Origin of the sequence: Rhodothermus marinus (assembly GCF_009936275.1) — a bacterium.
Taxonomy (GTDB): Bacteria; Bacteroidota; Rhodothermia; order Rhodothermales; family Rhodothermaceae; genus Rhodothermus; species Rhodothermus marinus_A.
Genome location: NZ_AP019797.1, coordinates 2,454,262 through 2,474,075, shown reverse-complemented (window position 1 = coordinate 2,474,075; position 19,814 = coordinate 2,454,262). Strand labels below are relative to the sequence as shown.

20 protein-coding genes and 1 tRNA gene are annotated in these 19,814 nt (G+C 63.6%); 13 read left to right on the top strand and 8 right to left on the bottom strand.

Annotated elements, in window-relative coordinates; all coding sequences use genetic code 11:
* Positions 1-15 precede the first annotated feature (15 nt).
* The 5 genes from bamA (at position 16) to surE (ending at position 5,434) form a co-directional block, all read left to right on the top strand.
* Positions 16-2,472: an outer membrane protein assembly factor BamA gene (bamA, locus tag GYH26_RS10705; protein ID WP_242006390.1), complete on the top strand. Its 2,457-nt coding sequence runs from the start codon at positions 16-18 to the stop codon at positions 2,470-2,472.
* A 15-nt stretch (positions 2,473-2,487) separates the two neighbouring features.
* Positions 2,488-3,021: an OmpH family outer membrane protein gene (locus tag GYH26_RS10700; protein ID WP_161541639.1), complete on the top strand. Its 534-nt coding sequence runs from the start codon at positions 2,488-2,490 to the stop codon at positions 3,019-3,021.
* 25 nt (positions 3,022-3,046) lie between these two features.
* A complete protein-coding gene (locus GYH26_RS10695) occupies positions 3,047-3,613 on the top strand; it encodes an OmpH family outer membrane protein (RefSeq protein ID WP_161541638.1) in 567 nt (188 codons plus the stop codon).
* Positions 3,614-3,716: 103 nt separating this feature from the next.
* On the top strand, positions 3,717-4,550 hold the full coding sequence (panB, locus tag GYH26_RS10690) for a 3-methyl-2-oxobutanoate hydroxymethyltransferase (RefSeq protein ID WP_161541637.1): 834 nt from the start codon (positions 3,717-3,719) through the stop codon (positions 4,548-4,550).
* 2 nt (positions 4,551-4,552) lie between these two features.
* Positions 4,553-5,434 carry a 5'/3'-nucleotidase SurE gene (gene surE / locus GYH26_RS10685; RefSeq protein ID WP_161541636.1) on the top strand — a complete coding sequence of 294 codons (882 nt, stop codon included), beginning with the start codon at positions 4,553-4,555 and terminating at the stop codon, positions 5,432-5,434.
* Positions 5,435-5,450: 16 nt separating this feature from the next.
* On the opposite strand, the gene GYH26_RS10680 is transcribed toward surE, so the two are convergent.
* Entirely contained in the window at positions 5,451-5,864 is a 414-nt protein-coding gene (locus tag GYH26_RS10680; RefSeq protein WP_161541635.1) for a type II toxin-antitoxin system VapC family toxin, read from the bottom strand.
* Positions 5,861-6,124, bottom strand: coding sequence for a hypothetical protein (locus GYH26_RS10675; RefSeq protein WP_012844447.1), 264 nt, complete (start codon positions 6,122-6,124; stop codon positions 5,861-5,863). The genes GYH26_RS10680 and GYH26_RS10675 overlap by 4 nt, the downstream gene beginning before the upstream one ends.
* Before the next feature lie 154 nt (positions 6,125-6,278).
* On the opposite strand from GYH26_RS10675, the gene GYH26_RS10670 reads away from it, so the two are divergent.
* The gene (locus GYH26_RS10670; RefSeq protein ID WP_161541634.1) at positions 6,279-6,698 is read left to right on the top strand and encodes a secondary thiamine-phosphate synthase enzyme YjbQ; all 420 of its coding nucleotides are present in this window, start codon (positions 6,279-6,281) and stop codon (positions 6,696-6,698) included.
* A 21-nt stretch (positions 6,699-6,719) separates the two neighbouring features.
* On the opposite strand, the gene GYH26_RS10665 is transcribed toward GYH26_RS10670, so the two are convergent.
* Positions 6,720-7,160 (bottom strand): type II toxin-antitoxin system VapC family toxin, encoded by a 441-nt coding sequence (locus GYH26_RS10665; RefSeq protein ID WP_161541633.1) that lies wholly within the window; start codon positions 7,158-7,160, stop codon positions 6,720-6,722.
* A complete protein-coding gene (locus GYH26_RS10660; RefSeq protein WP_161541632.1) occupies positions 7,126-7,440 on the bottom strand; it encodes a hypothetical protein in 315 nt (104 codons plus the stop codon). The genes GYH26_RS10665 and GYH26_RS10660 overlap by 35 nt, the downstream gene beginning before the upstream one ends.
* Before the next feature lie 204 nt (positions 7,441-7,644).
* Between GYH26_RS10660 and GYH26_RS10655 the strand changes: the two genes are divergently transcribed.
* Positions 7,645-8,058, top strand: coding sequence for a Bor/Iss family lipoprotein (locus tag GYH26_RS10655; protein WP_161541631.1), 414 nt, complete (start codon positions 7,645-7,647; stop codon positions 8,056-8,058).
* Positions 8,059-8,063: 5 nt separating this feature from the next.
* Here the strand turns inward: GYH26_RS10655 and GYH26_RS10650 are convergent, their stop codons facing one another.
* Both GYH26_RS10650 and GYH26_RS10645 read right to left on the bottom strand, forming a co-directional pair.
* Positions 8,064-9,431 (bottom strand): tryptophanase, encoded by a 1,368-nt coding sequence (locus GYH26_RS10650; RefSeq protein ID WP_161541630.1) that lies wholly within the window; start codon positions 9,429-9,431, stop codon positions 8,064-8,066.
* 4 nt (positions 9,432-9,435) lie between these two features.
* On the bottom strand, positions 9,436-10,467 hold the full coding sequence (locus GYH26_RS10645; RefSeq protein ID WP_161541629.1) for a histone deacetylase family protein: 1,032 nt from the start codon (positions 10,465-10,467) through the stop codon (positions 9,436-9,438).
* A gap of 104 nt (positions 10,468-10,571) precedes the next feature.
* Here GYH26_RS10645 and GYH26_RS15585 point away from each other — a divergent pair, with 104 nt between their 5' ends.
* Positions 10,572-12,806, top strand: coding sequence for an ATP-binding cassette domain-containing protein (locus GYH26_RS15585; protein WP_161541628.1), 2,235 nt, complete (start codon positions 10,572-10,574; stop codon positions 12,804-12,806).
* On the opposite strand, the gene GYH26_RS10635 is transcribed toward GYH26_RS15585, so the two are convergent.
* Entirely contained in the window at positions 12,752-14,059 is a 1,308-nt protein-coding gene (locus tag GYH26_RS10635) for an HD domain-containing protein (protein ID WP_161541627.1), read from the bottom strand. The genes GYH26_RS15585 and GYH26_RS10635 overlap by 55 nt on opposite strands.
* 179 nt (positions 14,060-14,238) lie before the next feature.
* Here GYH26_RS10635 and GYH26_RS10630 point away from each other — a divergent pair.
* From GYH26_RS10630 to GYH26_RS10620, 3 genes are all read left to right on the top strand, one after another.
* A tRNA-Ser gene (locus tag GYH26_RS10630) sits at positions 14,239-14,326 on the top strand.
* 398 nt (positions 14,327-14,724) lie between these two features.
* A complete protein-coding gene (locus GYH26_RS10625; RefSeq protein ID WP_161541626.1) occupies positions 14,725-14,961 on the top strand; it encodes a hypothetical protein in 237 nt (78 codons plus the stop codon).
* Positions 14,958-15,194 carry a hypothetical protein gene (locus GYH26_RS10620; RefSeq protein WP_161541625.1) on the top strand — a complete coding sequence of 79 codons (237 nt, stop codon included), beginning with the start codon at positions 14,958-14,960 and terminating at the stop codon, positions 15,192-15,194. The genes GYH26_RS10625 and GYH26_RS10620 overlap by 4 nt, the downstream gene beginning before the upstream one ends.
* A 180-nt stretch (positions 15,195-15,374) precedes the next feature.
* Here the strand turns inward: GYH26_RS10620 and GYH26_RS10615 are convergent, their stop codons facing one another.
* Positions 15,375-15,635: a hypothetical protein gene (locus GYH26_RS10615; protein ID WP_014066572.1), complete on the bottom strand. Its 261-nt coding sequence runs from the start codon at positions 15,633-15,635 to the stop codon at positions 15,375-15,377.
* Between the two features lie 497 nt (positions 15,636-16,132).
* Between GYH26_RS10615 and galB the strand changes: the two genes are divergently transcribed.
* Together galB and GYH26_RS10605 are read left to right on the top strand one after the other, a co-directional pair.
* Entirely contained in the window at positions 16,133-18,844 is a 2,712-nt protein-coding gene (gene galB, locus GYH26_RS10610; RefSeq protein ID WP_161541624.1) for a beta-galactosidase GalB, read from the top strand.
* A 96-nt stretch (positions 18,845-18,940) separates the two neighbouring features.
* Positions 18,941-19,498, top strand: a complete 558-nt coding sequence (locus tag GYH26_RS10605; protein WP_161541623.1) for a hypothetical protein — start codon at positions 18,941-18,943, stop codon at positions 19,496-19,498.
* Positions 19,499-19,814 lie beyond the last annotated feature (316 nt).

Genomic DNA, 19,814 nt, shown 5'->3' with positions numbered 1-19,814 from the left:
TTCGCAGACGCCGTCATGCCGCAGGTGAAACGGATCATTGCGCTGCTGTGTAGCGGATTGCTGCTGACGCTGGGCGTCGCACGTGCGCAGACGTCCTCGCCCAACGGCGTCAGCCGCGTTGTGCTGCAGGGACTGGAAGTCGAGGGCGTCAGTCGCGAAAGCACTGAAGACATCGTGCGGCAGGCTGCCGGCCTGCGCATCGGCCAGGAACTCACGCTGCCGGGCGATCCGGCGCTGGCCGAGGCGATCCGGGGCGTCTACCGACTGGGTCTGTTCTCGCAGGTACAGATCGTGGAGCAGCGGCGGGAAGGCAATGCCGTCTACCTGACCATCCGCGTGCAGGAAGAGCCCCGGCTGGCCGACTACACCTTCTCCGGCCTGAAAAAGGGCGACCAGAAAGAGCTGCGCAAGCGGCTGCCGCTGTTTCGCGGGGCCCGGGTGCGTCCGACCGACATCGAACGCTCTGAGCAGATCATCCGGGACTACCTGAAGGAAAAAGGCTACCTGCTGGCGAAGGTCACCACGCGTCGCGAGGAGAACGAAAACGGCGAGGTCATCCTGCATTTCGACGTAGACCGGGGCGAGCAAGTCAAAATCGGCAAGATCATTTTCGAGGGCAACGAGCAGATCTCCGACGGCAAGCTCCGGGGCAAAATGAAGCACACCAAGCAGAAAAGCTGGTGGCGCTTCTGGCGCAAGGCCCGCTTCGACCCGGAGAAGTTCGAAGAAGACCTGCAGGCCATCATCGACTACTACAACGAAAAAGGCTTCTACGATGCCCGGATCGTACACGACACGGTCTATCTGGCCGAGAACACAGAGGATCCGGAGTTGATCGTCAAGATCACCGTGCACGAAGGCCCGCGCTACTATATCCGGAGCATCGAGTGGGAGGGCAATACGGTGTTTTCGGACGAGGCGCTGACCGAGGCGCTGGGCTTCAAGAAAGGGGATCCGTTCAACCGGAAGAAACTGGAAGAGAACCTCTACGGCAACAAGCGTAGCACGGACGTCTCCAGCCTCTATATGAACCGGGGTTACATGCTCTTCCGGGCGGAGCCGACCATCCGCGTGGTGGGGGGTGATTCGCTGGACCTGCACTTCGACGTGTACGAAGGCGACGTTTTTGAATTCGGCACGATCAACATCGTCGGTAACACGAAAACCAAAGAACACGTCATCCGACGTGAGCTCTACACGATTCCCGGGCAGACGTTCAGCCGCGATGCCATTCAGGAGTCGATCCGACGCCTGGCGCAGCTCAACTACTTCAACCAGGAAGCGCTGGCGAGCGGCCCCGAGGTGCAGATCAATCCGGAGAAAAAGACGGTCGATCTGACCTACAAAGTGGAAGAGGTCGGAAGCGACCAGCTGGAGCTCTCGGGCACGTGGGGACAGCTCGGCCTGATCCTCATGCTGCGCTTTACGCTCAACAATTTCTCGGCGCAGAACCTGTTCAACGGAAAGGCCTGGCGACCGTTGCCCTCGGGCGACGGGCAGCAGCTCTCGCTGAGCGTGCAGACAAACGGCACCTACTACCAGAGCTACGGCATCTCGTTTACCGAGCCATGGTTCCGGGGACGCCCTAACCCGGTCGGCTTTTCGCTGGACTACACGCGCTTCAGCGACTATCCGTACTTCACCAACATCGGCAACCTGACCACCTTTACCAGTCGTGTCTTCTACGAACGGCGGCTGAAATGGCCCGACGACTACTTCACGGGCTCGCTGGGACTGGGTTTTCAGTACTTTAACAACGACAACTTCACCTCGACGCTGCCCCGCGGGGTGAGCCGGGAGGTGACCGTGCGGGCGGGACTGACGCGCAATTCGCTGGACAACCCGCTGTTTCCGACGGCCGGCTCGCTGGTGCGCCTGTCGGTCGATGTGGCGCTGCCCTTCGGCAACTTCGTACAGTACCACAAGTGGCGCCTGAAAACGAGCTGGAACGTGCCGCTGTTCAAGAAGGTATCGCTGGGCTTCGGCACCGAGTTTGGCTACATCGGCTCGATCACCGGCGATCCGGTGGCTTTCCAGCGCTTCATTGTGGGCGGCTCGCCCTTCGACACGCAGGGTGCCTTCGGCTACTACGGGAAGGACATTGTCTACATGCGGGGCTATCCGCTGGGTGTACTCGGTCCGCGCCTGAACAACGAGCCGGTCGGCGGGCGCATCCTGAACAAGTACACTTCGGAGCTACGCTGGCTGGCCGTGCAGACGCCCCAGCTGCAGGCGGCACCGTACCTGTTCATGGACGCGGCCAACACGTGGGATCGCTTTGCCACCTACAACCCGGCGCAGCTTTTCCGCTCGGCTGGCTTTGGCGTGCGGCTCTTCCTGCCCATCCTGGGCATGGTCGAGCTGGTCTACGGCTACAACTTCGACGAATTCCAGCCCATCTCCACGCAGAGCCACGACGGATCGCGGCGCTGGTACTTCCAGTTTTCGCTGGGCCAGGGCTTCAACAACTAACCGGAGCGTTTACGTATGCCGCGCAAAGTTGGCATTTTTCTGCTGGGGACACTGTACCTGACCGGCGTGGGTTTGGCGCAGCACCGCATCGGGTACGTGGATACCGAGTACATCCTGAGCAAGTTGCCTGAGTACCAGGCGGTTCAGCAGAAGCTGGACCAGATGGTGCGTGACTGGCAGGCCGAGCTGGACCGGCGCCGCCAGGAGATCGACCGTATGTTCGAGGAGTACCGGGCACGCGAGCTGCTCTACACGCCAGAGGAGCGGCAGCGCCGCCGTGAGGAAATTGCCCGTGCTGAGGAGGAGTTGGACCGCCTGCGGCAACAATACTTCGGACCGGAAGGGGAGCTGTTTCGCCAGCAGGAGGCGCTGTTGCGTCCCATCCAGGAGCGGGTGCTGGAGGCGATCGAGACCGTAGCCCGTGACGAAGGGTACGACTACGTCTTCGACAAAGCCGCAGCCCCTGTGCTGCTGTATGCCCCGCCGGAACATGACCTGAGCGATCGGGTTCTCGCCGAGCTCAACGTAAATCTTGAGTCGCAGAACTGAAGACCAACCAACAGGGAATGCTCCCATGCGCAATCGTCGTGTTGCTATCAAAGCACTGATCGGTGCCCTTTTCATGCTGGGCCTGCTGAAGGCCGAAGTCAGTCCGGCACAACCGCTGCGCATCGGGTACACCGACCCCGATGTGATCATCGTCAACATGAAGGAATATCGGGACATTCAGCAGCAGCTCCAGAAGGAGGCGCAGGAAAGCCAGCAGGCGCTGCAGGAGATGTTCAACGAGTATCAGCAGAAACTGGAGCGCTACCAGCGGCAGCAGGCGCTGCTTTCCGAACAGCGGCGTCAGGAGCGGGAGCAGGAGCTGCTGCAGCTCCAGCAGGAGATCCAGGAGGCTTCGGCGCGTCGTCAGCAGCAACTGGCGCAGCGTGAAGCCGAGCTGATGCAACCGCTGCTGGAACGCGTGCAGCAGGTGATCGATCAGGTGGCGCAGGAGCAGAACCTGGACGTCGTGCTGCGGGCGCAGGCACTGCTGTACGTCAAGGAAGGACGTGTGGTGGACATTACGCGCGAGGTGGCCCGGCGGCTGGGGATTCAGGTGCCGGAAGATACCACGGCTACGCAGCAGCAGAACTGAACGCCAGGCATCGGGTTGTTTAGAGGGCGGGCGTCGGAGCCAGGCGCCCGCTTTTTCGTTGGATTAGCACGCGCGCACTCCGCCCACCAGACCCGACCATGGCATGAGCACGCAGACCGTTTCGCCTCTGGTGGTCAACGCCCGACGTGTGACCACGCAGACGCTTCAGGAGATGAAAGCCGCCCGCATACCCATTGCGGCGCTGACCGCCTACGACTACACGCTGGCCCGCATCCTGGACGCGGCGGGCATCGATGTGATTCTGGTGGGCGACTCGGCCTCGAACGTGATGGCCGGCCACGAAACGACGCTGCCCATCACACTGGATCAGATGATCTACCATGCGCAGTGTGTGGTGCGGGCCGTGCGTCGGGCGCTGGTGGTGGTGGATCTGCCCTTTGGTTCCTACCAGGGCAATCCCAACGAAGCGCTGGCCTCGGCCATCCGCGTCATGAAAGAAGCCGGCGCGCATGCCGTCAAGCTGGAGGGTGGCAAGCCTATTCTGGAGGCGGTAGAGCGCATCGTGACGGCCGGCATTCCGGTCATGGGACATCTGGGGCTGACGCCGCAGAGCATCTACCGCTTCGGCACCTACAAAGTGCGTGCGCAGGAGCCGGAGGAGGCCGAGCAATTGCGCCGTGATGCGAAGCTGCTGGAAGAAGCCGGCTGCTTCGCCATCGTGCTGGAAAAGATTCCGGCCGAGCTGGCCCGTGAGGTGACCGCCTCGCTCCGCATTCCGACGATCGGCATCGGGGCCGGCGTGCACTGCGACGGACAGATCCTCGTGCTGCATGACATGCTCGGTCTGACCACCGACTTCAATCCGCGCTTCGTGCGTCGCTACGCCCGCCTGGCCGAAACCATCACCGAGGCCGTGCAGCACTACGTGCAGGATGTACGCCAGCGGGCATTTCCTTCGCCGGAAGAGAGCTACTGACCATGAGCAAGCAGGAATCCGGTCGACGACCGCTGATTCTGGTCTGCAACGACGACGGCATCAACGCGCCGGGTATCGCCGCGCTGGCGGCGGCCATGGACGCGCTGGGTGAGGTGTACGTGGTGGCGCCGGCTACCGAACAGAGCGCCGTCGGGCACGCCATCACCGTGCGCGATCCGGTGCGGGCCTATCCGTGGCCGTTTGCGGTACCCTCGGGCGAAGTGCCGGCCTACGCGGTCTCGGGCACGCCGGCCGACTGTGTCAAGCTGGCCGTCAACCAGCTCCTCCCGCGGCGCCCCGATCTGGTGGTCAGCGGCATCAATCGGGGACCGAACACGGCCGTCAACGTGATCTACTCGGGCACGGTCAGTGCGGCGACCGAAGCCGCGATCCTGGGCATTGACGCCATCGCCTTCTCGCTCTGCAACTGGGAGGCGCGCGACTACAGCGCCGCCGCCCATTACGCCCGACGGATCGCCCGTACCGTGCTGGCCCACGGCCTGCCGCCCGGCATCCTGCTCAACGTGAACATTCCGGATCTACCGCTTGAAGAAATCAAAGGCATCGCCATCACACGTCAGGCCCGCTCGCGCTGGGAGGAGAGCTTCGCCGAACGACGCGATCCCTACAACCAGCCCTACTACTGGCTCACCGGACGCTTCGTGAACCTGGACGACGGCGACGATACGGACCTGGAGGCCGTCGCGCAGGGTTACGTCTCCATCACGCCGCTCCAGCACGACCTGACGGCCCACGCCTACCGGGCCATGCTGAGTCAGTGGAACTGGCACGATGCACCGGCTTCCAACGGCCATGAACGTCCATCAGGAGACGCTCCGGCGCAGCACGCGCGGACACGGGAAGCCGGGGAATCGCACGGGTGAAGTGATTGTCCACCGTTCAATCAGGCGGCATTAGCGTGGGCACCATCTGCCGCCGGTGAATTCGATAGACCGTGAAGTCGTCGCGATCGGTGGTTACCACAATGCGACCTTTCTCCGCTTCAGCAAGCGCCAGGAGCGACGCATCCGCCACACTGATTCGGTTGGCGTAGCGACGCAGTATCGCCTCAAGACGTGGACTCCAGGCGGGCATTACGTTTACGTCGAGCACATGCAGCAACTCCAGAAGGCGCAGTGGATTACCACCTCCGCGCCGGACCAGGAACCAGGCCTCCGACACTACGGACTCGCATGTGAGCAAAGGTGCTTCCAGGGCATCGATCGTTCGAACCGCCCAGTGATGATACCGATCGCGCCGGTTCAGCAAGGCCACCAGCGGTCCCGTATCCAGCAGATAAGCGGAAACGCTCATGACCGGCCGTATCCTTCCAGGTAGTCCGGATTGGTGGACAGGTCTTCCGGCCCTTCAAAGCAGCCAACAAGATGAACGGCGTCTTTCAGACGACCTTGTGGGGCCGGCGGCTGCATTTCCTTTTCAAGTTCTTCCAGGCGCCGTTGTACGGCTTCAAGTACTGCCTCTTTCATGGTGGTCGCACGTAGCCTGGCCAGTCGCTCTATCTGGCGGCGCTCATGGGGTGTCAGTCTCATCCCGAAATGTTTCTCGACCGACATGGCGGTAACCCAATCGGATCTTGCGTTATAACCAGGGCGCCTTACGTCCTGATTCCCTCGAAAGATTCGTGGCCGGTAAGGGCAACGGCCGGGCGATTCGGAGGTAAAACGACGACACAGAAATTGAAAGAACGTCACCAGACAACGTGACCCTATGAACGTACATCAGGAGACGCTCCGGCGCAGCACGCGCGGACACGGGGATCTGCAGGATCTGACAGATGACGTGGCGGCCGTCGTGGCCCGTTCGGGCGTGCAGAAAGGACTGGTCCACGTACATGTGATCGGAAGCACGGCGGCCATTGGCACGATCGAGTTCGAGCCGGGGCTGCAGCGCGACCTGCCCACGTTGATGGACCGGCTCATCCCGCCCCATGAGCATTACCTGCACGAACACACCTGGCACGATGGCAATGCGCATTCGCACCTGCAGGCCACGCTGGTGGGCGCTTCGGTGACCGTTCCCGTGCGCGACGGGTTGCCTGCGCTGGGCGCCTGGCAGCAGATCGTGCTGCTGGAGTGCGACATTCGCCCCCGCCAGCGCGAGATCGTGGTGACCGTGCAGGGGATGTGACAGGTTTAGTGATGAAACGGGCTAAATTTCTCCAATCCAGCGGGCCCGGGAAAAGCCCTGTTGCCGGAGCGTTTCCACCAGGCGCCGATCTGCACTCCAGAAAACCGCCCCGCGCTGGTCAGCCAGTGCCACGTAGAACGCATCGTAGGCTCGCTTCTGTTGCAACCGTCCGGCCCAGCTCAGGGCCTGCCCAGCGATCTCGCGATCCGAAGTGAGCGTCAGCGGTAATTCCAGCAGATCCCGCAACGCCGCCTCGGCTTCCTCTTCCGTCAATACCCGTTCCCAGACCGCCCGACGCAGCCCTGAAGTTACCTCGGCCACCCACAGGTGAGGTGCAAGCAGCGGCTGCTGCTGCCAGTGTTGCCAGAAACGCCGACCATGCGCCTGATAGGGATGAGGCAGAATCGTGACCAGCGCCACGCCGGCATCAACGACCAGGGAAGAGGTCTGCAAAACGCTCATCGTCGTGCTCGTCGCGATCGCTGTTCAGCCAGTTCTCCGGCAAAAGCTTCGCGTGGCGCTTCCTGACGGCGTCCCCCAGCGTAAAAAGCCGCGCAAGGGCTGCCCGGGCCCGTTCTTCAGGACTTTCCGCCTTTTCCAGGGCCTGATCAAGCAATTCACGAATTACCTGGCTGACACTGACGCGGCGTCCCTCTTCCAGAGAGCGCCGCGCGGCAATCCGGCGCAAGCGTTGATACTGCGCGGGCTCCAGAAGCACCTGTGCGCGATGCAGGCGTCCCATGCGGTATCCTCAGGTTTACACACGATCATACACAACATGGCTTCTGGTCGGTTCCTCGTTGGAAAGAGGAGCCATCGACGTTGTGTTGCCAGCGTGCGACGTGCACCCCGTCCGCGCGAGATCGCAGGGAGAACGCCGACGGGTACGTGTTTTGAACCGCGCAGGGCGTCTTTCATTTTCTGCTCACCAAACCGTATCCAGGCCATGCGCAAACCTGTACGATTCCGCTTTTTCTGGCCGCTGCTTGCGGCTTTTCTGGTGCTGAGCGGCTGCTATCATGCCCGAATTATCACCGGCCAGCCTGAATCCGATGTCGTGTATCGGAAAAAGTGGGTGTCCGGCTTTGTAAACGGTCTGGTGATCCCTGATTCGATTGACGTGTCGAGCGTCTGTCCGCATGGAGTGGCACGCGTGGAAACGCGTCTGTCTTTCATGAATCAACTGGTCACCATTCTGACGTGGGGCATCTACTCGCCGATGGAAGTGCGGGTTGTCTGTGCCGCCCCGACGAGCCAGGCGCAGGTGTTGCAGGGGCATGACGGCGCCCGGCTGGTGGAACAGGCGGTGCAGCAGGCCGCCGAGACCGGCGCACCGGTCTACATCCAGCAGCTTCCCTGACGGCCTCAGGCGATCGGCTCGAAGCGGGCCGTGAAGTGCCGGAGCCGGGGCGGTTCCCAGACAATCCGGTAGCCGGGCAGCCGGTCCTTCTCCTGGAGCAGCAGTTCGAAGCACTCGATCACGTAGTCGAAGTGGCTCTGGGTGTAGACCCGGCGGGGGATAGCCAGCCGTACCAGCTCCAGCGGGGCCGGCTGCTCGCTACCGTCCGCCCGGCGACCGAACATGACCGAGCCAATCTCGCAACTCCGAATGCCGCCGATCTCGTAAAGCGCCACGGCCAGCGCCTGTCCGGGGTACTGCAGCGGAGGAATGTGCGGAAGTAGCTTGCCGGCGTTCACATAGACGGCGTGTCCGCCGACCGGCTGCATGAGCGGCACGCCCATCCGCTCCAGCGCCCGCCCCAGGTACTGCACCGAAGCGAATCGGTACTGCAGGTAGTCTTCGTGGATTACCTCTTCCAGGCCGACCGCGATGGCTTCCAGGTCGCGTCCGGCCAGCCCCCCGTAGGTGGGAAAGCCCTCGGTCAGGATCAGCAGGTTGCGGGCTTCCTGGGCCCAGGCGTCGTCGTTGAGCGCCAGCCAGCCGCCGATGTTGGCGAAGGCGTCTTTCTTGGCGCTCATGGTCATGCCGTCGGCGTAGGAGAACATCTCGCGCACGATGTCGCGGACGCTCCGATCGGCGTAGCCCGGCTCGCGCAGCTTGATGAAGTAGGCGTTTTCGGCAAAGCGACAGGCATCGAAAAACAGCGGCACGCCGTACTTCCGGCAGAGTTCGTGGGTGGCCCGGATGTTTTCCATCGAGACGGGCTGGCCGCCGCCCGCATTGTTCGTGATCGTCAGCATGACGAGCGGCACCCGGTCGCGCTTCGTGCGCAGCAGCGCCTCGAGTCGATCCAGATCGATGTTGCCTTTGAAGGGGTGACGGCTTTCGGGATCGCGGCCTTCCGGAATGACCAGATCGACCGCCTCGGCACCGGTGGCTTCGATGTTGGCGCGCGTCGTGTCGAAGTGCGTATTGCTCGGAATGATACGGCCCGGACCGCCGACGATGCTGAACAGGATCTTTTCGGCCGCGCGTCCCTGATGGGTGGGGATGATGTGGCGGAAAGGCATCAGCGCACGCACGGCCGCCTCGAAGCGGTAGTAAGAAGGCGACCCCGCGTAGCTCTCATCGCCGCGCATGATGGCCGACCACTGGGCGCTGCTCATGGCCGAGGTGCCCGAGTCGGTCAGCAGGTCGATGAGCACGTCGTCGGCGTGCAGGTTGAACAGGTTGTAGTGGGCTTCGTGGATCAGCCGCCGGCGCTCTTCGCGGGTGGTCATGCGCAGGGGCTCGACCACCTTGATGCGAAACGGCTCGATGATCGTACGCATGGCTTCAGGCGACTTTGTGTAGCAGACGAAGTTCGTAGATCAGATCCCGCACGTCGGCGGGCTCATGGGGCGAGGGGCCGATTGGATCTTCGATTTCGGCCATCGGATCGAGCAGGCGGGCGACGGTGGCGTCCACGCTGGCGGCCAGCGCTTCGGCATCGTAGCCGCCTTCGAGCGCGGCGATCAGCCGGTTGTCGCAGCAGGCATCGGCCCATTCCATCAGCTCGTAAACCAGTTGCGCAAAGCCCGACACGGTCAGCTGCATGGCGCTGAGCGGGTCCCGCCAGTGCGCATCGTAGCCGGCCGAGACGAAGAGCACCTCGGGACGGAATCGGCGCACGATCGGTCCCAGCAACCGGCGGAAGACTTCCAGGTAGCCGGCATCGCCGGTGAAAGGCGGCAGCGGCACGTTCACCGTGGTACCCCGGCCGCGCCCCTCACCGATCTCTTCCATGCGGCCGGTGCCGGGGTAGTGCGGAAACTGGTGCACGCTGATAAACAGCACGTTCGGGTCCTGATAGAAGACCTCCTGGGTGCCGTTGCCGTGGTGCACGTCGAAGTCCACGATCGCCACGCGCTCGACGCCGAAGGTCTGCTGGGCCCAGCGGACGGCAATGGCCACGTTCGACAGCAGGCAGAAGCCCATGGCGCGCTCGGGCGTGGCATGGTGGCCCGGCGGGCGAATTGCCGCAAAGCCGTTGTCGGCGTGGCCGTCGAGCACCGCCCGGGTGACGGCCAGCAGGGTGCCGACGGCTTCCAGCGCGACCGTCAGGCTCTCAGGCTGAACGTAGGTGTCCGGATCGAGGCGGGTCGGGGCCCGGTGCAGCGCCTGTTGCAGCCGCTCCAGGTAGGTTCGGCGATGCACCAGGCGGGCCACGTCCAGATCGACCGCCAGCGGTTCGACGTGCTGTAAGCGGTTCCAGTTTGGCGAAGACGAAAGCCGCTCCCGAATCGCTTCGAGCCGCTCCGGCCGCTCGACATGCCCGGGCTCATAATGCCGGGCGTGCGAAGGATTGAAGCCAAACGCCGTGGTCATAGGCTGTTACAAACACGAAATTCCTGGGGTCAGCACAGGAACGCCCGCCATAAAAAACGTTATCGAAGCGAGCTTTGCAACCGCCATGCTGATAGAACGATCCGATGCGGGGGCAGATTAAAAATATCGAACTGGCGCGGCCGTCCTATCGCTACCTGGCCTTTGTGGAGGTCGAGACCGACGACGGCAATCGCTGGCGGCTGCCCATGACGGGCACGGTGGCGCAGTGGTTGCGCGTGGGCCAGCGCGTGCAGCTCACCGCCGAAAAACCGCAGCCCGGCTTCGACGACTATGCGCTGCGGACGGCCCGCGTGGCCGTCTGGCCGCTTTTCGAACGCGTCTACACGCTGGAGCGCCGCTCGCTTTTTTCCGATCGGGTGCTTTACCGCTACCGGCTGCGCGCCCGCGAGGCACGCTACGAGCGCGACTACGCGGCCATCGTGGAGCTGGAGCAGTATCACTACGCCTCGCGCGAGCGCGTGCTGGCCCTCTGGTATTGTGAGCGGTGCGGCACCTATCGGGCCGCCAACGCCCGGCCGGACTGCCCGGCCGGACACGGGCCCATGCGGTTCCATGACCTGAAAGACGCCACGCGCGCTTCGCGCTTTCTGGTGCTGGAACTGCTCGACCGCCAGCCCTACGAACCCGAAGTGGTCGGCTACGTGCGCATCGATCCGCCGCTGCCGCTTCTGCACCGCCGTCGTCCCGACGGGACGCTCGACCGCGACATCCGCCGCCGCATCTTTCCGCCGGACTGGTTCGACCATCCGTTCCATCCGGATCAGGACGTACCACCGGAGGCCTGGTGGGACGAGCAGGGGAAGGTGCTGGCCCGCGCCCGCTCGCCTGTGGCCCGGCTGGCCCGCGTGGTGGTCCACCCGGACTATCGCGCCGACGGACTGGGCGTGCAGGCGCTCCGCTGCATGATGGACTGGGTGCGCGAACGCTGGATTCCCGACATGCGCCAGCCCAAACGGGCCGTCGAGACCGTGGCGCAGATGGCCCGCTTCCATCCCTTCATGGAAAAGGCCGGATTCGTCTTCCTGTTCGAGACGGGCTCGGGCCGTCCGGTGCTCTACCTGCCGCTGGACGAGACGGCCCGCGAGGCCATCGAGCGTTTTCTGCAGGAAGACGAACTGGCCCGTGCGCACGGCGGACGGCTCTACCGGTCGCACTTTACGCCGGTCGAGCCGCTGAACGGTCCGGTGGTGCTGAAGCGGGTGACCAAGCGCTATCACAACCGGCTGAACCTCGAGGGACTGTCTGAGCCGGTGCGGGACGCGCTCGAAGCGTTCGGCGTCGAAGAACGCGACATCGAAACCTATGTCTTCCGGCGGGCCGACTTCCGACTGGAACCGGGCACGGTTAACGCCGTGGTGGGCGCTTCGGGAAGCGGCAAGACCACGTTGCTCCGGCTGCTGATCGGGGCGGCCACCGGCCGTGACGATCCCCTGTATCGCGCGGACGAAGGGGAGATCCGGATGCCCGACAACGTGCGGCTGCAGGCGCTGATCCCCGGCGAGGCCGAGCCGGAGCTGGGCACGCAACCCGTGCTGGAGGCGCTTTACCGGATCACGGGCGATGCCGCCATGGCCATCGAGGTGCTGAACGCGGCCGGTCTGGCCGACGCCGTGCTCTTCCGGGCGCCCTATGCCGAACTGTCCACCGGCCAGAAGGCGCGCGTGCAACTGGCCTGGGCGCTGGCGCATCGACCCAACCTGCTGCTCATCGACGAATTCGCCGCACACCTCGATCCGCGCACGGCCGCCCGCGTGGGACGCAAACTCGCCGAACTGGCCCGTCGCTACGGAATCACGCTGGTGCTGGTGACGCACCGGCCCGAGCTGCTCCGCGTACTGGAGCCCGACACCATCTACATGGTCGGTTATGGCACGCTCTTTCGGGCCGACGAACTGCCCGAACTGGGCCTGTTCATTCGTGAGCCGTACGCCAGCTTCGTTGTGGAGGGCAAAAAGACCTGGGAGATCCGGAAGCACCCCACGCGCGTGCGTGGCCGCATCGGCATCATCAGCGGGGGCAAGCTGATCGGCACGGCCGAGATCCGGGAAACGCGCGGGCCGTTTTCCGTGGAAGAACTCCGGGCGCACGCCGACAAGCACCTGGCCGACGCTGAAACGCTCGAAGCCTACGCACAGGGGCGTCCGCTCTACGCCTGGGTGATGGAGCGCGCCCGTCGTCTGGATCGACCCGTGCCGATCCGCCGGCGTCCCGGCCACCAGCTCTGGGTGCGGTTGCGCGCCGAAAAGCAGCAGGACGCGTCCGATCAGGACGAAAGCGCCGGAGCTTCGACCGACACCTCCTTGGGCAAACAGAGGTAGGGTTTGACCACGTAGCGGGCCAGCGCGTCGATGGCGGTGGCTTCGGTCGTGCGTGAGAGTTCGCGGATCTGGTCGTCGCGGTCGATGACGGGAATCGGGTCGGCGTCGGTCTCGTAGGCCGTGTGCTCCGAGGCATCGGCCGTCAGGTAGTAGGAAGCGGCTTCGTCGGCCAGTGTGGCCGGAACGATCCCTTCCTGCACCAGCCACCGGGCCACCCGCTCGTGCCAGGCTGCCAGTTGCGCTTCGGAGGGTGGCGCGGCCAGAAACGTGGTCCGGAAAAAGCGGCGGTGAATGAAGCGGCGGCTCAGGTCGGCCAGCACCGGATCGCGCGCCTGGCTCCACTGCTTCAGGCTGAACAGCACGTCCACGTCGTCGAGTTGGCAGAACGTCTCGATTACGTCGTCCCGATCCAGCGCTTCCGGGGCGTGGAGCGGATGCTCCAGGAAGAAACGAAGCGCCGGAGAGCAACGGGCGGCCGCGTCCTCGTCGCCGCGCTGCAGGAGCGTGCGGGCGCGTCGGATGATGGCCCGCAGCAGCGCATCGGCCGCCAGCACTGTCTTGTGCAGATAGACCTGCCAGTACATGAGCCGCCGCGCGATCAGGAAGTTTTCCACCGCATAGATGCCCTTCGACTCGATCACGATGCGGCTGTCGGGGCCGCCTTCCGTCGGATGCACCCGGAGCGTTTTGATGATGCGCTGCACGCCGACCTTGCCTTCGACCACGCCCGTGTAGAACGAATCGCGGCGCAGGTAGTCGAGGCGGTCCATGTCGAGCTGGCTGGAGACGAGCTGGTGAAAGAAGGGGCGTTCGTACGCATCGTCGAAGATCTTGATGGTCAGCTCCAGCGCGCCGCCAAAGCGTTCGTTCAGGCGCAGCAGGAGCCGGCGGCTCATGGCTTCGTGCCGGAAACCCTCGATGAGCTGGTGTTCGAGCGTGTGGGAGAACGGCCCATGGCCGATGTCGTGCAGCAGCGCGGCGGCGCAGGCGGCCAGGTGCTCTTCTTCGGAGATGGGCGTGCCTTTTTCTGAAAGGTTGGCCAGCGCCTCCTGCATGAGCGCCATGGCACCCAGCGCGTGGTTGAAGCGTGTGTGCTCGGCGCCCGGAAATACCAGGTGGCCCAGCCCGAGCTGCCGGATGCGTCGCAGGCGCTGCACCTCGGGCGTCTCGATCAGCTCCAGCAGCAGGTTCTTGGGCACGGAGATGAATCCGTGCACCGGATCCGAAAAGATCTTGAAGCGACTCTGCTTCACGGCCCCGGCCGTCGAGCGATGGATGCCTGGGCTTCAAAATACGGCGGAATGCCTGGAAAATCAGACGATTGCCGAAAAATCACGAACGCGTTCAGGCGTTGGGAAAAGCAGGTTCAAAGAGACATTCTTTGCAGGAAGCTGGAAGAACCTGGGGTGGGGGTTGTTCGTTTACGGGCGCCGGAGGGGTGCCGGAGCGGTCGAACGGGGCGGTCTCGAAAACCGTTGTGCCCATTGCGGGCACCGAGGGTTCGAATCCCTCCCCCTCCGCAAGGATTTCTCTATAAGCCGTTGATTTTTTAGAGAGCGTAAAGGCTTCTTACGAGCGTTCCGCTGGAAAAGCCGGTAGGTCAGTGTATCTACCGGCTTTTCGAATTTTTGGCGAGGGTCCTCTGGATTTTGGACATCGCACGTCGCGGCCGCCGCGCCGGACTACGGGGAGCGGTGGTCGCAAGCACGCCCCTTCGGCCGTCTGCTCGCGGTGCATAGCGGAGTGGCATCAGTTGCGACGCCGTCAGGCTCCGGCTCGATCGCCGAAGCGATCTGCGCGTAGAAGAAGCGCGAGCTATTGAAGAAACCCTCCGCCAGGTCGGGCTGTGCGTGTGCCGGCCCTCGCCACCCGCCGCCGCACACGGCGGCGATACAGCGGCGATCGAAAGCCGGGAGCCATGAGCGGCGTTTACTTCGAAGTACTTCGCGATACGCTGGAGCGTGCCCGCCGGGGCGGCTATCTCACCACCGAGGCCCATCTGATCTTCTGGGGCCGCATCTCTGAAGCCTACGGCCGGGGCGATCTCACGCTCGAGGAGCTCGAGCGGCTCGAAGCACTCCTGGAAATCGACCGCCGACGCTACCTGCGCGACCTGGACGTCGCCCTGATCGGCGAACCGGAGGACGGGGCATGAGCGCTTCGTTTTACCCGGAGTACGAAGAGGTCATCGAGCGCGCCCGGCAAAAGGGCGTGTTGACGGAAGCCGCCCGGCTCATTCTCTGGGGCCGCATCACCGAAGCTTTCGCGCTGGGCAAGCTCACCTACAGCGAACTCAAGGCGCTCGAAGCACAGCTGGGGATCGACCGTGAGCGCTATCGGCACGACATGGACATCGCTCTGAGCGGGGAGCCGGAGGAAGACGGCTGATTAGTCGAGTACGAGGATCTGAAAAGGACGGCCGCATGGTGTGGGACGTGCTGGGCAAGGAGGCGGCCTTGAAGCTGATCCGTGCGGCTTTCCATATCGGCTCGAGGCGCTTGCACGTTAACGCCTGGCCCGGAGCTGGAAGTCCGGGGACTCGTCATGGACGGAGCAGGGCATGGCCGGCTACCATCGGTCCGGATCGAACCACCAGTAGCCGCGCTCGGCCAGCTCCCTGTGCTCCAGAAAGGCGCGAACGTCCGGATCCCTCAGGTGCGGATTTTCCCGAAGCGCCCGGCGCAGTTCCGCCCAGAGCTCAGGCGCTTCATCCTGAGGAACGTCCATCAGCCGGAAGAAGGCCATCATGAGCCCTCCCGGATACCGCTCGGGCTCGAACTCTCGCGCTTCTGCAATGGCTTGTGCTAAAGCCCGGTTTTCTGTCGCCATGTCTCGTTGCGAAACTGGCTGCTGTCGCGTATGGAAACACAACCGCAACACCCACCCGGCCACTTCTGGCTGTTGCCGGCCCACTGAAAACGTACCCGCTTATCCCGTTCAAATGCTGTGGTCAACCTGGCTGTCGATCTGGTGAGCGATTGCAAGATAGCAGCCCCGGACCTGCGTCCAGGATTGCCGTCGTTCGCAGGGACCTATCGGCCGGCTATGGCTTGCAGGCACCGCTGGAGCGACCAGGACCTGATTGACCCGGGAGGCCACCGACCACGTGCTCTTTCAGGAGATAAGGGTACGGTAGCGCCGCCGTTTCCTGGAGGCTGAACGCGATAACAGCCGCCTGCGTCCGAAACCAGCCATTTCACATCAATTACATCGAATGATTTGTTCGGTTTCTGTGAACAATGTTGAAGCGTTTTAATATTATTGTTTGCGATTCTATCGTATGATAGCTTTTCTAAAAATATCCGGTGAGGCAACGCCTGGCTGTTATGCGCATCTCCAGTTCTCGCTATCGGGTGTTTTTAGGAGGCGGGCTGCTCCTGCTGCTGACGGTCCTGCCGTTGCAGGCACAACCTGTGCAGGATCTGCTGCGCGCGCGGATTCTGCTCAATGAAGACTGGCGCTTTTTCAGGTATCCCTCCCGGGCGGAGGCCGACGGGCTGGTCTACGACGTATGGCCGACCTACCGGGTGGACGCAGACACGACCGGAGCGCCGCAGGAGGTGATCGTGCTCAAACCCTGGGTGCTGCCCACCGGCAATCCCTTCATCAGGGATCCGTCCCGACGTTACAGAAGGCCGCCGGGCCATCCCGGAAGCGACTTCTCGTTCGTGCAGCCGGACTTCGACGATAGCGGCTGGGAACGGGTAGACCTGCCCCACGACTGGGCCATTCGCGGCCCCTTCGTGGAGCAACCACACCCCGAGGTGGACGGCGGCATGGGCTGGCTGCCCAGCCCGGGCGTGGCCTGGTACCGGAAGAAAATCTTCATCCCGGCCGCCGATTCGGGGCGGGCGATCTACCTGGACGTCGAGGGCGCGATGGCTCACGCTGTCGTCTGGCTGAACGGCTACCTGGTGGGTGGCTGGCCCTACGGCTATGCTTCCTGGCGCGTGGATCTGACGCCATACGTCCGCTGGGGCGCGGAAAACCAGCTTGCCATCCGACTTGAGGTGCTTCCACGCTCGTCGCGCTGGTATCCCGGCGGTGGATTGTACCGCAACGTCTGGCTGGTCAAGACGCATCCGGTGCACGTGGCGCAATGGGGCACGTTCGTGCGCACACCCTACGTCTCGACCGACTCGGCCACCGTTGTGCTGGATGTGACCATCGAAAACCGATGGGCCCGGGCCGTCTCGGTGCGTGTTACGACAGAGATTTTCGAGCTGGGCGAAGAGGACCGGCCGCGGGGCGATGCCGTCGCTGCATTGCCGCCCCGACAGGTGCGGGTACCGGCGCAGGGACAGGCCGCGGTGTCCGGCATGGCGACGGTACGCAACCCGAAGCTGTGGGGACCTCCGCCCACGCAGACGCCTCACCGCTACGTGGCCGTCACCACGCTGTGGCTCGACGGCCGCCCGGTCGATCGCTACGAAACCCGCTTCGGCATCCGCTCGCTGCAGTTCGATCCGGAGCGCGGGCTGCTGGTCAACGGCGAGCGCATCGAAATCAAAGGCGTTAACCAGCATCACGACCTGGGGCCGCTGGGCGCGGCCTTCAACCGAAGGGCGGCCGAGCGCCAGCTCGAACTGCTGCGTGAGATGGGCGCCAATGCCATTCGTACCGCCCATAACCCGCCAGCTCCCGAGCTGCTGGAGCTTACCGACCGCATGGGCTTCCTCGTGCTCGACGAGATCTTCGACGTCTGGGAGATGCGAAAAACCCCGCTCGACTTCCACCTGATCTTTCCGGACTGGCACGAGCAGGACCTGCGCGCCTTTATCCGCCGCGACCGCAACCACCCGTCGGTCATTCTCTGGAGCTTCGGCAACGAAGTGGGCGAGCAGGGAAGCGGCCGCGAAGGCGCCGAGCTGGCCCGGCGACTGGCCCGCATCATCAAAGAGGAGGATCCCTCGCGGCCGGTGACGGCGTCTATGAATTTCGCCCGGCCGGGGACGCCGATGGCCGAGGTGGTGGACGTCATCTGCCTGAACTATCAGGGCGAAGGGATCCGGGACATGCCGGCCTATACTGGTTTGCAGGGGATCACCACACCACCCCTTTACAGCGCATTTCGCATACATTTCCCTACAAAAATGATTATCAGTTGTGAAAATGCGGCCGCTGTAAGTTCGCGGGGCGCCTATCTCTTTCCAGTTACGGATGCCCTGAGTGCACCTGTTCGTGAAGGCCAGGGGGGTGATCCGGTTACCAGGCAGGTAAGCGGCTATGAGCTATATACGGCGGATTTTGGCTCTTCGGTGGACAAGGTGTTTTTCGTGCAGGAACTCCATCCTTTTGTGGCCGGCGGTTTCGTCTGGAGCGGCTGGGACTATCTGGGCGAGCCCACGCCCTACTACAGTTCGCGCAGCTCTTATTTCGGGATCATCGATCTGGCCGGTTTCAAAAAGGATCGGTTTTACCTGTATCAGGCCCGCTGGCGTCCCGAGCTACCGATGGTGCATATCCTGCCCCACTGGAACTGGCCGGATCGCGTGGGGGAGATCACGCCCGTGCATGTGTTCACCTCGGGCGACGAGGTGGAACTGTTCCTCAATGGCCGATCGCTCGGCCGCAAGAAAAAAGGGCCCTACCAGTACCGCCTGCGCTGGGACGACGTGCGCTACGAGCCCGGCGCACTACGCGCCGTGGCCTATAAAAACGGCCGGAAGTGGGCCGAAGCCGTCGTGCAGACCACCGGCCAGCCGACCGCGCTGGCCGCCGAGGCGGACCGTGTCCGGATCCAGGCCGACGGCTACGACCTGGCATTCATCACGGTGCGGGTGGTCGATGCAGAAGGGCGAACCGTGCCCACGGCGGACAATCCGGTGCGTTTCACCGTCGAAGGACCCGGCGAGCTGGTGGCCACGGCCAACGGCGACCCGACCAGCTTCATTCCGTTTTCTTCGGCGGAGCGGCCGGCCTTCAACGGGCTGGTGCTGGCCATCGTGCGCGCCCGGCGTGGCATGCCCGGCACCATTACCGTCACGGCCAGCGCCCCCGGTCTCCAACCGGCTCGCGTGACGATCGAAGCGCAGTAACTCGTCCCGTTTTCAGAGAGAAGCTGCTGTGGGTGTCAAGTGTGAGGCAACCCGGCGGCCAGCGGGGGCGTTTGGGGCAAAACATCTGGTGCAACGATGAAAATACCTAAAAAGGAACGGCTGACCCGTCGATGGTACGGCATGCGCTGGATGGTGCTGGGCGTGCTTTTCCTGATGCCGGTACCGGCGACGCTACTCAGCACGCAGTTCAACTGGAGCGCGGGTGATTTTGTCGTCTGGGGTGCCATGTTGCTGGGCATCGGGCTGGCCTATGCATTTCTGGCCGGCAGGGCGGATCATGCGGCCTATCGGTGGGGCGCCGGAATGGCGCTGGCGGCGGCGTTTCTGCTGATCTGGGTGAGTCTGGCCGTGGGGCTGATCGGCAGCGAGGACAATCCGGCCAATCTGATGTACGCGGGCGTGCCGGGTCTCGGGTTGCTGGGTGCGTTTGTCGTCCGCTTTCGCCCGCAGGGTATGGCGTGGGTTATGCTCATCGTGGCGCTGGCGCAGATGGTGGCCGGCGGGCTGGCGCTGGCGGCCGGCTGGGGCACAGAAGGGGCAAGCTGGTCGCGCGAAGTGGTGGTCGGGACCGTCTTTTTTACGGCGCTCTGGCTCGGGGCTGCGGTTCAATTTCGTCGTGCGGCGCAGGAGTAATTGGATTTTGTTCCGTTATTGCACGGATGTTTTTCGCGCGTCGGCGGGAGGGCGGGAGTCATGGAGGCTGCGCACATGTACCATGACGTCTGATAAATTGTTTTACGCGATTTCTGGAACATCATGGTGCATGTGGGGGAGCACGGGCGCGCACGGTGGTGCGCGCCTACCAGAGAAACGACAACGTTTCCACCATGTAGGGGCGGACACAGCGGTCCGCCCCTCATGCCCGCGACTCATGTCCGGCACATGGGGTGTGCCGCCATCATGCATCGGTGAATCGCCGGTTCTGTATTACACATCAGTTTAAATCCTG

Bases quoted from the DNA above. Each gene is read 5' to 3' on its own strand.
- GYH26_RS15585 (WP_161541628.1), top strand. From the start codon at position 10,572: ATGCGGGGGCAGATTAAAAATATCGAACTGGCGCGGCCGTCCTATCGC.
- GYH26_RS10675 (WP_012844447.1), bottom strand. From the start codon at position 6,124: ATGTCGGTCGAGAAACATTTCGGGATGAGACTGACACCCCATGAGCGC.
- GYH26_RS10645 (WP_161541629.1), bottom strand. From the start codon at position 10,467: ATGACCACGGCGTTTGGCTTCAATCCTTCGCACGCCCGGCATTATGAG.
- galB (WP_161541624.1), top strand. From the start codon at position 16,133: ATGCGCATCTCCAGTTCTCGCTATCGGGTGTTTTTAGGAGGCGGGCTG.
- panB (WP_161541637.1), top strand. From the start codon at position 3,717: ATGAGCACGCAGACCGTTTCGCCTCTGGTGGTCAACGCCCGACGTGTG.
- GYH26_RS10650 (WP_161541630.1), bottom strand. From the start codon at position 9,431: ATGCGTACGATCATCGAGCCGTTTCGCATCAAGGTGGTCGAGCCCCTG.
- GYH26_RS10655 (WP_161541631.1), top strand. From the start codon at position 7,645: ATGCGCAAACCTGTACGATTCCGCTTTTTCTGGCCGCTGCTTGCGGCT.
- bamA (WP_242006390.1), top strand. From the start codon at position 16: ATGCCGCAGGTGAAACGGATCATTGCGCTGCTGTGTAGCGGATTGCTG.
- GYH26_RS10620 (WP_161541625.1), top strand. From the start codon at position 14,958: ATGAGCGCTTCGTTTTACCCGGAGTACGAAGAGGTCATCGAGCGCGCC.
- GYH26_RS10605 (WP_161541623.1), top strand. From the start codon at position 18,941: ATGAAAATACCTAAAAAGGAACGGCTGACCCGTCGATGGTACGGCATG.
- GYH26_RS10700 (WP_161541639.1), top strand. From the start codon at position 2,488: ATGCCGCGCAAAGTTGGCATTTTTCTGCTGGGGACACTGTACCTGACC.
- GYH26_RS10670 (WP_161541634.1), top strand. From the start codon at position 6,279: ATGAACGTACATCAGGAGACGCTCCGGCGCAGCACGCGCGGACACGGG.
- GYH26_RS10695 (WP_161541638.1), top strand. From the start codon at position 3,047: ATGCGCAATCGTCGTGTTGCTATCAAAGCACTGATCGGTGCCCTTTTC.
- GYH26_RS10665 (WP_161541633.1), bottom strand. From the start codon at position 7,160: ATGAGCGTTTTGCAGACCTCTTCCCTGGTCGTTGATGCCGGCGTGGCG.
- GYH26_RS10680 (WP_161541635.1), bottom strand. From the start codon at position 5,864: ATGAGCGTTTCCGCTTATCTGCTGGATACGGGACCGCTGGTGGCCTTG.
- GYH26_RS10660 (WP_161541632.1), bottom strand. From the start codon at position 7,440: ATGGGACGCCTGCATCGCGCACAGGTGCTTCTGGAGCCCGCGCAGTAT.
- surE (WP_161541636.1), top strand. From the start codon at position 4,553: ATGAGCAAGCAGGAATCCGGTCGACGACCGCTGATTCTGGTCTGCAAC.
- GYH26_RS10625 (WP_161541626.1), top strand. From the start codon at position 14,725: ATGAGCGGCGTTTACTTCGAAGTACTTCGCGATACGCTGGAGCGTGCC.
- GYH26_RS10615 (WP_014066572.1), bottom strand. From the start codon at position 15,635: ATGGCGACAGAAAACCGGGCTTTAGCACAAGCCATTGCAGAAGCGCGA.